General features: G+C 34.7%; 11 protein-coding genes. 4 read left to right on the top strand and 7 right to left on the bottom strand.

Annotated elements, in window-relative coordinates; all coding sequences use genetic code 11:
- Positions 1 to 294 precede the first annotated feature (294 nt).
- Positions 295 to 561 carry a ubiquitination-like system serine protease family protein gene (locus tag ACXM0J_RS09865; RefSeq protein ID WP_086265597.1) on the top strand — a complete coding sequence of 89 codons (267 nt, stop codon included), beginning with the start codon at positions 295 to 297 and terminating at the stop codon, positions 559 to 561.
- A 557-nt stretch (positions 562 to 1,118) separates the two neighbouring features.
- Positions 1,119 to 2,297 carry a S8 family peptidase gene (locus ACXM0J_RS09870; protein WP_086265596.1) on the top strand — a complete coding sequence of 393 codons (1,179 nt, stop codon included), beginning with the start codon at positions 1,119 to 1,121 and terminating at the stop codon, positions 2,295 to 2,297.
- Between the two features lie 45 nt (positions 2,298 to 2,342).
- Here ACXM0J_RS09870 and ACXM0J_RS09875 read toward each other — a convergent pair whose 3' ends face one another.
- Positions 2,343 to 3,797: a SulP family inorganic anion transporter gene (locus ACXM0J_RS09875; protein ID WP_086265595.1), complete on the bottom strand. Its 1,455-nt coding sequence runs from the start codon at positions 3,795 to 3,797 to the stop codon at positions 2,343 to 2,345.
- Positions 3,798 to 4,205: 408 nt separating this feature from the next.
- On the opposite strand from ACXM0J_RS09875, the gene ACXM0J_RS09880 reads away from it, so the two are divergent.
- Positions 4,206 to 5,645, top strand: a complete 1,440-nt coding sequence (locus ACXM0J_RS09880) for a glucose/sorbosone family PQQ-dependent dehydrogenase (RefSeq protein WP_086265594.1) — start codon at positions 4,206 to 4,208, stop codon at positions 5,643 to 5,645.
- A gap of 55 nt (positions 5,646 to 5,700) precedes the next feature.
- On the opposite strand, the gene ACXM0J_RS09885 is transcribed toward ACXM0J_RS09880, so the two are convergent.
- The 4 genes from ACXM0J_RS09885 to ACXM0J_RS09900 all read right to left on the bottom strand — a co-directional run bounded on the left by ACXM0J_RS09885 (position 5,701) and on the right by ACXM0J_RS09900 (position 9,848).
- A complete protein-coding gene (locus ACXM0J_RS09885; protein ID WP_086265593.1) occupies positions 5,701 to 6,144 on the bottom strand; it encodes a universal stress protein in 444 nt (147 codons plus the stop codon).
- Between the two features lie 146 nt (positions 6,145 to 6,290).
- Positions 6,291 to 8,381 (bottom strand): sensor domain-containing protein, encoded by a 2,091-nt coding sequence (locus ACXM0J_RS09890; protein WP_086265592.1) that lies wholly within the window; start codon positions 8,379 to 8,381, stop codon positions 6,291 to 6,293.
- A gap of 592 nt (positions 8,382 to 8,973) precedes the next feature.
- Positions 8,974 to 9,189, bottom strand: coding sequence for a hypothetical protein (locus tag ACXM0J_RS09895; RefSeq protein WP_017480975.1), 216 nt, complete (start codon positions 9,187 to 9,189; stop codon positions 8,974 to 8,976).
- A gap of 194 nt (positions 9,190 to 9,383) precedes the next feature.
- The gene (locus ACXM0J_RS09900) at positions 9,384 to 9,848 is read right to left on the bottom strand and encodes a MarR family winged helix-turn-helix transcriptional regulator (protein ID WP_479750474.1); all 465 of its coding nucleotides are present in this window, start codon (positions 9,846 to 9,848) and stop codon (positions 9,384 to 9,386) included.
- A gap of 751 nt (positions 9,849 to 10,599) precedes the next feature.
- On the opposite strand from ACXM0J_RS09900, the gene ACXM0J_RS09905 reads away from it, so the two are divergent.
- The gene (locus tag ACXM0J_RS09905; RefSeq protein ID WP_086265591.1) at positions 10,600 to 11,103 is read left to right on the top strand and encodes a peptidase associated/transthyretin-like domain-containing protein; all 504 of its coding nucleotides are present in this window, start codon (positions 10,600 to 10,602) and stop codon (positions 11,101 to 11,103) included.
- Between the two features lie 60 nt (positions 11,104 to 11,163).
- On the opposite strand, the gene ACXM0J_RS09910 is transcribed toward ACXM0J_RS09905, so the two are convergent.
- Both ACXM0J_RS09910 and pfkB read right to left on the bottom strand, forming a co-directional pair.
- Positions 11,164 to 12,882, bottom strand: coding sequence for a fructose-specific PTS transporter subunit EIIC (locus ACXM0J_RS09910; RefSeq protein ID WP_086265590.1), 1,719 nt, complete (start codon positions 12,880 to 12,882; stop codon positions 11,164 to 11,166).
- Positions 12,869 to 13,816 (bottom strand): 1-phosphofructokinase, encoded by a 948-nt coding sequence (gene pfkB / locus ACXM0J_RS09915; RefSeq protein WP_086265589.1) that lies wholly within the window; start codon positions 13,814 to 13,816, stop codon positions 12,869 to 12,871. Before pfkB ends, ACXM0J_RS09910 begins: the two co-directional genes overlap by 14 nt.
- Positions 13,817 to 13,820: the final 4 nt, after the last annotated feature.

The following is a 13,820-nucleotide window of genomic DNA, read 5'->3' on the forward strand; positions in this document are numbered from 1 at the left end:
GGCGGTAATATCTATTTAATTATTCAAATGAATTAATCACATAGCCATGTGCTAAATAAAAAATAGTATTTACTTTTCATTATTTAATTGGAATTATCATTTAATAAATCGATTAATTGAAATACAAGCTGATTAATCTTCATGAATTTGTAATAAAGGTTCGATAAATTAAAAACAGAAAAATAAAAGAGAGAATGCTATAACGGATAATTAAATAATATATAGAATTTTTAAATATTTTATTTGGTTAGTCGGCTTTCATGAGTTGGCTTTTTTATTGATAAAGGAGTCTTGATGAAAGTACAGTATTTCGAAGGCGGCATGTATAAACATATGTGTCCTGCTTGCGGATATCTTCATTATATTCCTGTACATTATCCCTTCTCTAATGGCAATCAGTGGTTTTTTAATGGGGATTTTGAAAAACCTACATTTGATCCAATCATAAGAATAAATGAATATTGTAATTACTTTATCAAAGATGGCTTTATTGAGTATAATATTGATTGTAGACATTATTTGGCAGGATACAAGGTTGAGTTGCCAGACCTAAAATTATAATAATTTTATTATTTATTTTATTAGAAGTATAACTATTTGAGAATTTATCAAATTATTAAACAAAAGAGATTTCTGAAATATATATTTACGTATTTAATACTGAACATGTATAGTTAAAGAAATTGTAAATTTATTCTAGTTGAAGCTAGTATTGAAATTTGCAAGAATTTTTATAACTAACTGTTTGTATTGTTATTTATGGATATCTGGAAATTTTTAAAAAGCTTTAATACGACTGGCACATATCTCTTTATTTCTACGGTTATATTGTTTTTAATGATTATATATTTTTACATTATACACCATTCTTAATCTAAATTATAAATAGAGATAAAATAATTATTTGTTTTTAACTCGGTAATTTTTATGAAGTAGTTCTCATTTTTGATTAAAAAAGATAAGAACATTGTGTAGAACCAAGTTTTATGAAAATATGACTTGGTTATAATACATGGAGAATATAATAAGAATTCTTTTTAAAATACCTTAGTCCCAAAATATAAAGACTGTACTGATCATAACAACGATGTCTGAAGTAAAAGATATGGAGATTTTTTATGAAATTTTGCCAAGTTTCGAGTTTTCTTTTAACAATAGCTGTTAGTCATTTCATTTATGCTGCACCAGCTACAACAACTTCTGTATTAAGTTCTTCTCAAGCAAAAGGAATTATTAAAAACCAATATATTGTTATTCTTAATAAAGATGTTGGTCCTTCTAACGATTTTGCACAAGGTATTGCTAAACAGCATGGGGGGAAGATATTACAGACCTACGATACTGTACTTAAGGGATTTGCAATTTATTTACCCGATGTTGCAGGCACTGCTTTTGTTGAGGCAATGAAAAAAAATCCCAAAGTCGTTTCTGTAGAAAATGACACAGTCATGAAAATTGATGCGACTACGCAAAGCAATCCCGATTGGGGTTTAGATCGTATTGACCAAAAAACCTTACCTTTAAATTCGGCTTATTCATACTTACAAACAGGCTCAGGTACAACAGCTTATATTGTTGATACAGGAATATTGTCTACACATCAACAGTTCTCTGGACGAGTATTAAGTGGCTATACCGCGATATCTGATGGAAATGGCACAAGCGACTGTAATGGTCATGGTACACATGTGGCAGGAACAGTTGGTGGTAGTACTTATGGTGTCGCTAAGAATGTAAGTTTGGTACCTATTCGGATTTTAGGGTGTGATGGATCTGGTGCTTCAAGTAACGTAATTGCAGGCTTAGATTGGATATTGAAAAATGGTAAAAAACCAGCTGTAGTGAATATGTCTTTAGGCGGTGGGGCGAGTACATCATTAGATAGTGCGGTTGAAAATTTATTTAATAATGGTTATGTGATGGTTGCGGCTGCAGGAAACTCTAATACTGATGCTTGTAATAGTTCACCGGCAAGAGTAAGCAAGGCAATTACTGTCGCAGCTACAGACAGTACAGATACTCGTGCTAGTTATTCTAATTATGGAGGCTGTGTTGATATTTTCGCACCCGGAAGCCAGATTAACTCTGCATGGATTGGGAGTAATACAGCAACTAAAATTTTAAATGGGACTTCAATGGCTACTCCACATGTGGCTGGTGTGGTAGCTGAAATGTTGCAAAGTACGCCCACTGCAACGCCTCAGACAATCTCGACCAATCTTTTAAATCAAGCAAGTAGTAATGTTGTAAAAAATCCTTCTGGTAGCCCAAATCGGTTGTTATATAAATCTCCTTAATAAGAAGGAAGTCTTGGAATTAGAAAAGGTCCCGAAGGACCTTTTTTAGATTTTTGCATGAGTACCGTATTTATCAATCATGATTGAGCTGGCTTCATTTAACCCGCGAACCGTTACTTTAATACCGTTTTTTTGAAATTTATTCACTACTGAATCTAGCATGGCAACTGAAGTCACATCCCAAATATGTGAGTGGGTAAGATCAATAATGACTTCTTTAGCATCTTCGTTAAAGTTAAAACTTTGCATAAATTTTTCAGAAGAACTAAAAAATATTTGGCCTCTTAATTCGTATAGACGAGCTTGATCTTCGAATGAAGTTTCAATACGAATATCGTTTTCCAGTTTATTTGCTAAGAAAAGTGCTGAAAGTAATACGCCAGTTAATACACCTAGTGCTAAGTTATGAGTAGCAACCACTACAATAACGGTAGCGATCATAACGATATTACTACTTTTAGGATTATTTTTAAATTGTGTTAGAGAGCTCCATTCAAAAGTACTGATCGATACCATAATCATGACCGCAACCAAAGCAGCCATAGGAATAACCTTTAACCAGTCGCTTAAAAATACAACCAGAATAAGTAAGAATATGCCCGCGCAGAAAGTGGATAAGCGTGTGCGACCACCAGACTTTACATTAATCATTGATTGACCAATCATGGCACAACCAGCCATACCACCCATAAAACCTGAAGCGATATTAGCAATACCTTGACCCCTACATTCTTGAAATTTATCACTTGATGTATCTGTCATTTCATCAACGATTGTTGCGGTCATCATTGATTCAAGTAAGCCAACTGCAGCCAGCGCTAAAGAATATGGAAGAATAATAAGAAGTGTTTCTAAATTAAAAGGAATATTAGGAATCAGAAATATCGGCAAAGTGTCTGGTAATGAACCCATATCACCAACTGTTCGAACATCAAACCCTAAAAAAATAGCGAGTAATGTGACTACTACAATACAAATAAGGGGTGAGGGAAAGAACTTTCCAATTTTTGGAATATAGGGGAAAAGATAAATAATTCCTAAACCAATTGCTACTAGTAAGTAGACATGCCATGTAACGCTTATTAATTCCGGTAATTGAGCCATAAAAATGAGAATAGCGAGTGCATTAACAAATCCAATGACCACCGATTTGGAAACAAAGCGCATGAGTTTGGCAAGTTTGAAATATCCGGCGAAAATCTGTATGACGCCAGTTAATACTGTCGCTGCAAATAAGTATTGAAGCCCGTGGTCCTTTACGAGCGTTGTCATAACCAACGCCATGGCACCCGTAGCTGCCGAAATCATAGCCGGACGACCGCCTACGAAAGAGATAATAACGGCAATACAAAAAGAGGCATATAAACCGACTTTTGGATCTACACCCGCAATAATTGAAAATGCAATTGCTTCTGGAATTAAAGCAAGACCAACAACAAGACCAGAAAGAATATCTGAACGGACATTAGAGAACCATTGTTCTCGGACATTGGATAACATGAGAAATAGCCTAAGTTCTAAATTTAAAAGGCTAGTGATGTGATATACCAACACAAGCGACTACACCACATCACTAGACAGTGATGAGTTATTTACGGATGAGACGAGTAAATAAACTTAAGGTGGCGTAAGTGTCATAGGTATAGAGATTTGAGGCATTTAAAAGTGCCTGAAGAATAGCATAAGTTTTTAAGGTTGACTAACCTACGCCTGCTAAGCTTAAAGATATTTAAAAATGCTGGTTACGCATATTGCATAGCTACTTTTATGCAACAGAGCCTTTCATAAATTTGGATTTTAATAGTTCTGCTATTCATCATAATACAAATCATATAGAGAACTTGTATAAACCAATCCGTAAAGGTTTAAAAATTCTCGGAAAATTTTGATAATTTATAAGGTGGACTCATGAATAAACATTTACTGGCAAAAATTGCTTTATTAGGCGCCGCTCAGTTAGCTACTCTCAATTCAGCATTTGCTGATGTTCCTCTTACTCCATCTCAATTCGCTAAAGCTAAAACAGAAAACTTTGACAAGAAAGTTATTCTATCTAATTTAAATAAACCGCATGCTTTGTTATGGGGGCCTGATAATCAAATTTGGTTAACTGAGCGGGCAACAGGCAAGATTTTAAGAGTTAATCCTGAGTCGGGCAGTGTAAAGACAGTTTTTCAGGTGCCAGAGATTGTCAATGATGCTGATGGACAAAATGGTTTATTAGGCTTTGCTTTCCATCCGGATTTTAAAAATAATCCTTATATCTACATTTCAGGTACATTTAAAAATCCGAAATCTACAGATAAAGAGCTACCGAACCAAACTATTATTCGTCGATATATCTATAATAAGTCAACAGATACGCTTGAGAAGCCAGTAGATTTATTGGCAGGATTACCATCATCGAAAGACCATCAGTCTGGTCGTCTTGTCATTGGTCCAGATCAAAAGATTTATTATACGATTGGTGACCAAGGGCGTAACCAGCTTGCTTATTTGTTCTTGCCAAATCAAGCACAACATACGCCGACTCAACAAGAGCTGAATGGCAAGGACTATCACACCTACATGGGTAAAGTACTACGCTTAAATCTTGATGGAAGTATTCCAAAAGATAATCCAAGTTTTAATGGAGTGGTTAGCCATATCTATACACTCGGGCATCGTAATCCGCAGGGCTTAGCATTCACTCCAAATGGTAAATTGTTGCAGTCTGAACAAGGTCCAAACTCTGACGATGAAATTAATCTCATTGTCAAAGGTGGCAACTATGGTTGGCCGAACGTAGCAGGTTATAAAGACGATAGTGGCTATGCTTATGCAAATTATTCAGCAGCAGCCAATAAGTCAATTAAGGATTTAGCTCAGAACGGAGTAAAAGTAGCCGCAGGAGTTCCTGTGACGAAAGAATCTGAATGGACTGGTAAAAATTTCGTCCCACCATTAAAAACTTTATATACCGTTCAAGACACCTACAACTATAACGATCCAACTTGTGGAGAGATGACCTATATTTGTTGGCCAACAGTTGCGCCGTCATCTGCCTATGTCTATAAAGGCGGCAAAAAAGCAATTTCTGGTTGGGAAAATACATTATTGGTTCCATCTCTAAAACGCGGTGTTATTTTCCGTATTAAGCTAGATCCAACTTACAGTACTACTTATGATGATGCGGTGCCGATGTTTAAAAGCAATAACCGCTATCGTGATGTGATTGCGAGTCCAGACGGGAATGTTTTATACGTATTGACGGATACAGCTGGGAATGTTCAAAAAGATGATGGCTCTGTAACAAATACCTTAGAGAATCCAGGATCTCTCATTAAGTTTACATATAAGGCTAAGTAATACAGTCCATTAAAAAACCGATCTATAAAGATCGGTTTTTTTAGCTTCAGTAAAACTATTCTGTTACGACTAATACTGGTAAATGAATTTCTCCTAAAAGGGCTTGAGTGACACTTCCTAAGAAGAATTTTTTAAAGCCTTTTCGACCATGAGAACCAATGACTAACAAGTCTGCTTTTAACTCAGTAGCTGCTTTAATAATTTCTGTATGAATTGTTTGACCTTCAACAATTTTTGTATCAACAGAAATTCCATGTTTGCTAAATTGTTCTTTAGCCTCGTCTAGAATACTCTGAATAGATGCTTTAGCTTTATTAAAATAATCCTGTGCTAATTCTGTACTATCAATAAATTCTACAGAAATGAAAGGATCTATGGTCAGCGCATATATTAGAGTCACTTTACTACCAAAGGCTTTAGCAATTGCTGTTGCGTGATTAACAGCAATGAGTGAAGTAGGAGAGCCATCGACTGGAACCAAGATATGGTGATAACTCATATATTGCTCCTTATTGTCCTTTGACAATGTATGGTGTGGAAACACCGAATTATTATCTTTGTGCTTATATTATGAACAATTTTAAAAGTAATATTGTTTATTTTTAGTATGAATAAAAGCCAGAAAGTTTATTAAATGTTTTATCTTCAGGGATTGTAATGGCTTACCAAGTAAGGTTGATTCTGTTTAAGTATTGAAATGACTTGATTGGCATCTATAGCAGATTCAAATAAGAAGCCTTGACCAATGCTATATCCAAATTGACGAAGTAACTCTTCTTGTTCTGGAGTTTCAATTCCTTCTGCGATGAGTCCAAGTGATAAATTTGGAGCGAGTAAACCAATTGCCTGAACAATCGCGTAAATTGATGGGTCGTGTTGCATCTTTTGTATAAAACTACAATCTACTTTTAAACTGTCAATTGGGTAGTCGCGAATATGTGTTAATGATGAAAAACCAGTACCAAAGTCGTCGAGTGCAATACGTACACCATGCTGCTTTAATTTATTAAGTGCACGGATTACATACTCTGAACCACGATCACCTAGCATGTGCTCGGTGACTTCAACTTCAATATAATGAGTCGGTATTTGAAATTGATTAATCTTTTTCAAAAGCCTTTCAGCATAGTTGTCTCTCAAGAATTCAACTGGAGCCGCATTTAATGAAACAGGGAGCGGCTTAATACCAAGATCTATCCATTTGGCTATGTCACGTAAAACTTGGTGTTGCATTGTTTCACCAATTTTACTCGCTAAATTATAATCTTTAAAAGCTTCAGCAATTTGTGCGGGATAACCTCTTTGCGCTGAGGTTGTATGCCAGCGCAATAAAGCTTCAAACCCCACTACACGATGGGTATTTAGGTCTACTTTAGGTTGATAGTATGGCTGGATTGTATGATGACGAATCAACTGGCGAGCTAAATTAAGCTGAGAAGCGACAGTTTCAGTCATTTGCATCATGCACGGATCATACATGCGGATACCACCACGACCACGCGCTTTTAAGTCATGCAATGCCATATCAGCACAACTAAGTAAACCTGACTGGTCTATAGCATCTTGGGGATAAATCGCACACCCAATGCTCATGCCACCATTTAATACATTTCCTAAATAAGTAATTGGCTGATTTAACTGTTGCAGTAAAATTGCTGCTAATTCACGAACATCATTTTCAGATTTGAGGTTATTGATAATAACTGCGAACTCATCGCCACCTAATCTGGCAACAAAGCATCTTTCATCATCCATACAATGACTAAAGCGTTTGGATAAAACTTTTAATAAATGATCACCTGCACTATGACCCAAAGTATCATTAATATGTTTAAAATGATCGAGGTCAATTAAAAGTAATCCCACACTTGTTTGAGTGTCTTTTGAATAGGCAAGGGTGCGTTTAAGCTGAAATTTAAATGAGCGTCGATTACATAACCCCGTCAGTTCATCTCTCTCACTCATATTCCTAAGTTGGTTTTCTGCCAAATGCTGTTGAGTAACATTACGTGAGACACAGAGTATTTGTCCGATTTCTCCGTTTTCCCGATGAATAGGGGTAAGCATATTATCCCAATATTCAGGATCTTGATTTGGTAAGCAGCTCATTCCTGCAAATCTGGCAACTTTACCTTGAAGGGCTTTTTTTAAAGCGACCCGTCCGCGTTTACGAATGTGAGGTGGCAATAACTCAAGCCATTTCATTCCAAATTCTGTTTCATCAACAGGGACACCTAAAGCGAGGCATCCTGATTTATTCATATGTGAAACTGTGCCGTCTACATTAAGCACCTTAATGCAATCTACACTGATATCTAACATTTGATTTTGTATTTCAATGTTCTTCTGTAAGTTTTGTTGTTCTTGAATATCGTGATCAATATCTAAAAAGCTAACATACCATTCATTATTTTGAGATAGGCCGCGATACTTAGAAGCTTGGATGGAGAGTTTGCACCATCTATATTCATTTCCAACTTGTAAAAGTCGACATTTAAATTCTATTCTTTTTTGTAGGCGAATTGCTTCGAGCCATCTATTTTTGACTTCATCTAAATCGACAGGATATATAAAATCTAACCATCGCTGAGGCAATGGAGAAAAGGTATCCAGCCAATATTCTGTACACTCTACATTGCAATATAATATCAAGCCATTTTCATCACTAACCCAGGTGGGTAGAGGAATTTGCTCAACAATAAAATGCTTTTGGGTGTTGTTCGACATTGAAGTCATAACATGCCTAGAAAGATTGCAAGTTGATTAATCTATTTATTAGTCGTTATTGTAATCTTTCTGTAGTAATCAAAACAGCGATAAATAAATTTTAAGTGTGCTTTTTTTGAACTAAAATTGGGAGATTAAAACCAATATATACTTAATATTTAATTTATGTTTTTGTTATTTATTGATTTTTATTCATCTTAAGTAAAAAAAATATTTATGCTTATTTTTGTAAAAAACTTATTAAAACAGAAACTTATAATTATATTTATGTATTTATTTTAACGAAACTAAATGTAATGATGAAAAGTAGTAAATTAAAAAATTAATAAAATTTGATTTATCAAATTTTATTCACAAAATATAAATAAAGGTATCCTAAACAGAGTTTAAATAAATACAATAAGCACTATTAAGTTTACAAAAGTAATATAAAATAATAGCTTATATTATCGTAAAATTCTTTTTGTCAAAAAGGATATATATTTCCTTTTTGTGCATTTTATAGCCTACATTTTCCCCAAGATGTAGGTTTTTTTTATTCATAATTTTTAGTTTTTATAAACTAAAACTATATAAAATAAAAAAAAGCCAAAAAGGCTTTTTATACGGTTTCTGGTTTTTTCAACTGTTGTTGAATGTACAAGTTCATATAGTATTGTTCGATATAATCATCGGCGTAGTTGTTTGCTAAGGTTTTTGTTGCCACTTGCTCATGTTTTAAATAGCAGTTTGATTCAAGATCTTTCTCGAGTACCCACCAACTACGGTTAATACGACGTACCTGAAATTTGTCACTTTTGTATTTTCTTTTAGCCATTTTCCGAAATTTGCTATTCAGTTATTGAAAGAGAATTTCTACTGGACTTAAGAGCTCAAGTCAACCGATAGAAGGTTAATTGATTATTTTATGTGGGATGCTATTTTTCTCAATATCAAAGTAGAGACATTAAAATAGTTAAGCTCTCGTAATGAGAGCTTAACTATTGCTTATAAATAGATTCTTATTTCGTCTTAGCGAGAAAGGTTCTTTAAAAGTAATTTTAAACTTTCCATCATTTTTTCTAACTGCAAAGGAGTAATGCCTTCAAAAGACTGTTCAAGTACTACACTGGTTAGGTCATTGATCTTGTTGATCATTTCAGTGCCTTTTTCTGTAAGTACTACACGAGTAATACGACCATCAGTCTGGCAAGAGTAGGTCTCAACCAATCCTTCATCTTTCAAACGATAAACAATTTTTGTGGTGGTCGACATTTTTGAAATAATCATATCTGAAAGTTCAGAAACACTCGCATGAGGCTTGCTGCTTAAGGCCAACATAATGCGTCGACGTGAGTTATCTAAACCATATTTTTTTAAAGCATTATCAATATTTTGTACATACTGAGCATGTACTTGAGTAATCCAATAATATGGAAAATCTTCAAGAGTAAAAAATTCTGTTGTAGGTAAAAAACGCGCATACTTCTTTGTCATTGACTTTTCCCCATACCTTGGTGGATCGCATTTCTGGTGAACTATCTTTAATAGTTGAAAAATATAGTTTCATCAAGCAAGTTATATCAGGACTTTACTTGTTGAGCAAAAGTTATATAGCTTCATTTAACAATGACATGGTTTAACTGTCCTTATCTTTATGAATGCCACTTTACTTTGCATAGACTGCAATTATTCTTCCTCTATAATCAAAGATTATTCAAGGTTCATACTGCTTATCAGGGCCAGACCTAAAACTCTTTGAACAGATATATGAGATTACATCTAAACTTGCTTGCTCGTTAATTGAACGATGTTGCTTGCAAAGGCATCGTAGAAAAAAAATTATGATTTGACCGTGGCATTGAACGAGAAAGTTTTTGTCTCTAAAGTCATAACTATGAAAAATTAATATATTTAAATAATAAATATTTATATATATCAATTGTTTGCATTGTTTTAATATTGGTAAAATTTACCATACATTTAACATGAAACATCTATTATTTAGTAAAATAAAATTAGTTTTCTATTTTAAGTGTTTGATTTTTATTTATAAATTTAAAACGTGATTTGAGATAATGAGCTATTGAAATAGAGCTATTTTTATCTATAAATTATAATTTTAATAATATTTATGTTAGTAAATGTTCAATAGTTAATCTAAAGAAATGTATTTTAATTGTTATTTTTTGTTTCATTTATTATAGTGCGCGTTCCAATAAATATTGATAACTCTTTGAGCTTAATGATGAAAAAATTACTACTTAGTTCGTTGATTGCATTAACTGTGGGAATTAATGGTTGCGCAACTATAGTTTCTGGTTCTTCTCAAACACTTACTTTCACTAGTGTTCCAGAGTCTGCAACCATTGAGATTAAAAATCGTAAAGGAATAAAAATCCATACTGGACAAACTCCAGCAACCGTAAGTTTGAAAAAGGGAGCAGGCTATTTTAAACCAGAAAGTTATCAGGTCACTTTTAGTAAAGCAGGTTATCAAAGTAAGACTGTAGAAGTTACGGGTACATTAAGTGGATGGTATTTTGGTAATATTCTTTTTGGTGGGCTAATTGGTATTTTAATTGTAGATCCTGCAACAGGTGCCATGTTTAGATTAGCTCCAAAAGATGTAAGCGCAGTTTTAGAATCGCAAAATTTATCTACTAAGTCGCAAAAAGAACCATCTTTAACTGTAATGTTGGCAGAAGAAGTGCCCGCACATATTATGGCAAGAGCTGTTCAAATCAAATGATATAAGTTTTATAAAATGAATGATTATTAAAAAGGGAGAATTTATTTTCTCCCTTTTTAATTATGAAATAGTTGCTGTTTTATCTTCTATTTTTTTCTTAACAATAGCATAGCTTATGCCTGTAACCACACTCCCAGCAGCGATTGCAGCAAGGTATAGCCAAGCATGATTAATTGCATTTGGAATTAAAAGAACAAATACACCACCGTGAGGAGTAACTAACTCACAATGGAACAAGGCAACAAGTGCGCCAGTTACAGCTCCACCTAAAATACAAGTTGGAATAACACGCATAGGGTCTTTAGCTGCAAAGGGAATAGCACCTTCAGAAATAAAACATAAACCTAATACAAAAGCTGCTTTTCCTGCATCCTTTTCTCCTGTACTAAATTTATTTTTAGCAATGAAAGTCGCAATAGCCATACCAAGAGCAGGGACCATGCCACCGGCCATGGTGGCTGCCATAGGCATATAAGTATTTGTTGTCAGTAATCCGACAGTAAAAGCGTAAGCTGCTTTATTGATTGGTCCACCTAAATCAATACACATCATACTTGCTAATATAATTCCCATTAACACGGCATTTGTTGTACCCATGTTGTTTAAGAAATCTTTCATTAGCTCAAAAATATGTGCTACTGGTTGTCCAACCACATAAAACATGATAAGGCCAACAAATAAAGTACCTAATAGCGGAATAATTAAAATAGGTTTAAGTGCTTCTAAGCTTGTAGGAAGTTTGAGTTTTTTTGCAATGAAAAGTGCGATATACCCTGCAAGAAAACCAGAGACAATACCCCCTAAGAAACCTGCTTGTAACTCAGAAGCAAGTAAGCCTCCAATTAAACCAGGTGCTAGACCAGGGCGGTCAGCAATTGAGTAGGCAATATAACCAGATAACATTGGAACCATAAGCATAAATGCTGCGGCCCCGATTTGTTTTAATATGGCTGGTAAGCTGCCTGCTTGCTCAGCTGCATTGAGACCAAAGCATAAAGAGAGGGCAATTAAAAGACCTCCTGCCACCACCATAGGTAACATATAAGAGACACCTGTTAAGAGATGTTTATATACGCCAACTTTTTCGGCTTTATCTTTATTTTCTGTAGATGTTTGTTGCTTACCTTGTTCTAAAACTTGCGCATTACTGATTGCCTCGGCGAAAGCTTTATCTGTTTGCTTTAGAGCAAAACCTGTACTACATCTATAAACACGTTTACCTACAAAACGGTCTGTATTAACTTCAATGTCAGTCGCAAGAATAACGATGTCTGCATCAGCAATAGCTTGAGGTGATAAGATATTTTTTGCGCCAACGGAACCTTGAGTTTCTACTTCAATATCATAACCGTGTCTTTCTGCACCTTGCTGTAAAGCTTCGGCGGCCATAAAAGTATGCGCAACGCCCGTAGGACATGCAGTGATCGCAACAAATTTTTTAGCTGTAGATGCTGATAAGCTATTATCATTTTGCCAGTCTTGAGCAGACTTAAAATGATCTAAAGCAGTTTGAAGAGCTGACTGAGCATCACTTTTGATCTCTTCAATATTAATAAAAGATAAAAGGTGTGGACCAAAAATATTAAGATTTTTCGGGCGTTGTCCAACAACGATAACTTGGTCAAAGCTTTCATTCACTTCGAATTCATCAAGTGAAATAATGCTATTTTGATAACCCTGTTGGGACGCGACTTGTGCAAGCTTACGAGCTAAAATCAAAGCATTGACTTGCTGTTGCGGACTATTAATAACAAATAATAAACGTTTAGCAGTTGGCATCAGATTCACTCAATGAATTGATTGTTGTTTGGGTTTTTAATTGGTTTAGCTTTTCAGCATTAGGAATACGAAAGCCTACTTGTGTTACAGCGTGACTTGCAATTGCTGTAGCAGTTTTTAATGTTTCTTCAGCAGAGAAGCCACTCAATAAGCCATGAATCATACCTGCTAAAAGAGAGTCACCCGCACCAACTGTACTTTTAACTATTACTTTAGGTGCTGTGGCATGAAGTGGGTGAGTGTCATGTAACCAGTTTACACCGTCTTCACCCATCGAAATAACGACATGTTCAATTTTGGCTAGGTTTTCAAAAAGCTTTTTTTGTTCAGCATAGGTTGTAGCAGGAAGCTGATAACTTTCTACTAACTCATCTGTATTTGGTTTAATCATCCATGGTTGACATTCAATGGCAGCAACCAACGCTTTACCACTTGTATCTAGTGCAACTTTTTTCCCTTGCGCTTGAATGAGTTTAATAAGTTGTTTTAACTCATCAACACTAAATCCCTGCGGAATGCTTCCAGCAATAGCAACCACATCTACCAGAGGCAAAATCATTTCAATTTTTTGGAAGAGGTGCTTCTTATCTAGTTCAGATACGAAAAAACCTTTTCCATTTAAATCCGTCATACGTCCTGAATGTTCAGCAATTTTTATATTTTGGCGAGTTTCACCTTCAATATAAATAAATTCAGATTGAAATTGAGCTTCTTTAAAATGGTCATCGAAAATCTGTCTGTTTGTTGTTCCTAGAAAACCAGAAACAACAACCTCATGCCCCAAATCTTTTAAAACTTGTGCAATATTTAAACCTTTGCCTGCCGCATGTATTTCTACAGATTGTTGGCGGTTTACTTCACCTAACTGTAACTCATTGAGTTGTATAGTCACATCAATTGCAGGATTTAAAGTAATTGTTAAAACTTTAGCCATTACC

The sequence above is a fragment of the Acinetobacter sp. GRABPA_MV_2 genome (assembly GCF_056725885.1).

Coding starts and splice junctions, on each gene's coding strand:
- ACXM0J_RS09865 (WP_086265597.1), top strand. CDS start 295: ATGAAAGTACAGTATTTCGAAGGCGGCATGTATAAACATATGTGTCCT.
- ACXM0J_RS09870 (WP_086265596.1), top strand. CDS start 1,119: ATGAAATTTTGCCAAGTTTCGAGTTTTCTTTTAACAATAGCTGTTAGT.
- ACXM0J_RS09875 (WP_086265595.1), bottom strand. CDS start 3,797: ATGTTATCCAATGTCCGAGAACAATGGTTCTCTAATGTCCGTTCAGAT.
- ACXM0J_RS09880 (WP_086265594.1), top strand. CDS start 4,206: ATGAATAAACATTTACTGGCAAAAATTGCTTTATTAGGCGCCGCTCAG.
- ACXM0J_RS09885 (WP_086265593.1), bottom strand. CDS start 6,144: ATGAGTTATCACCATATCTTGGTTCCAGTCGATGGCTCTCCTACTTCA.
- ACXM0J_RS09890 (WP_086265592.1), bottom strand. CDS start 8,381: ATGACTTCAATGTCGAACAACACCCAAAAGCATTTTATTGTTGAGCAA.
- ACXM0J_RS09895 (WP_017480975.1), bottom strand. CDS start 9,189: ATGGCTAAAAGAAAATACAAAAGTGACAAATTTCAGGTACGTCGTATT.
- ACXM0J_RS09900 (WP_479750474.1), bottom strand. CDS start 9,848: ATGACAAAGAAGTATGCGCGTTTTTTACCTACAACAGAATTTTTTACT.
- ACXM0J_RS09905 (WP_086265591.1), top strand. CDS start 10,600: ATGAAAAAATTACTACTTAGTTCGTTGATTGCATTAACTGTGGGAATT.
- ACXM0J_RS09910 (WP_086265590.1), bottom strand. CDS start 12,882: ATGCCAACTGCTAAACGTTTATTATTTGTTATTAATAGTCCGCAACAG.
- pfkB (WP_086265589.1), bottom strand. CDS start 13,816: ATGGCTAAAGTTTTAACAATTACTTTAAATCCTGCAATTGATGTGACT.